Below are 703 nucleotides of genomic sequence, written 5' to 3' on the forward strand. Positions count from 1 at the left end.
TCGTCAAAAGGTTTATCTGTCTATTCTTTAAGTTATTAATTATGGAATTTCTAACTTTTCTCGAACCTTTTAGTGTATCTTGCCATATCAAACTTATCTCATCAGATATACAGTCAATTGATACGCCTTTGTTGTCTAGTATTGAGTGACCGTAAGTATAAATATTAACGTCAAATTCTAGAGACTGAAGTAATACTGTTGAATTTATCCCAATGACTGAGTGCGCATTTTGTATTAGGGTATTAGTATCTAAACGCTTCTCTATTTTTACTCTGTCACTTGCAAATTTATCATAGCGTTCAGTATTTTTATCCAACGGGTGAGGTTTTACTATTAATAATGTTCTGTCAGATATTTGATCAATGATATGTTTAATGAAGGTTTCATTATTTTTGAATCTTGGAGAGTTGACGATCAAGTTTGTATCATTCTCTAACTGTGTAACTAAAAGCGCATAGTCACCAGAAATTTTCACCTCAGCATTGTAATTATCAAATTTCTCACCGCATAACTGTTCAGATGTTTGACTGGCTAAATAAGATAAACCATTCACACCCCATTTATCAAAGTAAACATGATCTTTTTGAGGGAACCATCCTAATTCTGAATATACTATTGGGATTTTAAGTTCTTTTAATGCTCTCAATACATGTGTGTAAATAGGATGGGAGCCATTATGAAATAATATGAAATTTGGTCTGTA

1 protein-coding gene is annotated in these 703 nt (G+C 31.9%); it reads right to left on the reverse strand.

Annotated features, from left to right (window positions below; translation table 11 throughout):
* Positions 1–703, reverse strand: a 703-nt coding sequence (locus V1952_RS22300; protein ID WP_420075605.1) for a hypothetical protein, incomplete at both ends; no start/stop codon positions are given.

It is taken from the genome of Yersinia sp. 2542 StPb PI (assembly GCF_048593855.1).
GTDB classification, from domain to species: Bacteria; Pseudomonadota; Gammaproteobacteria; order Enterobacterales; family Enterobacteriaceae; genus Yersinia; species Yersinia enterocolitica_E.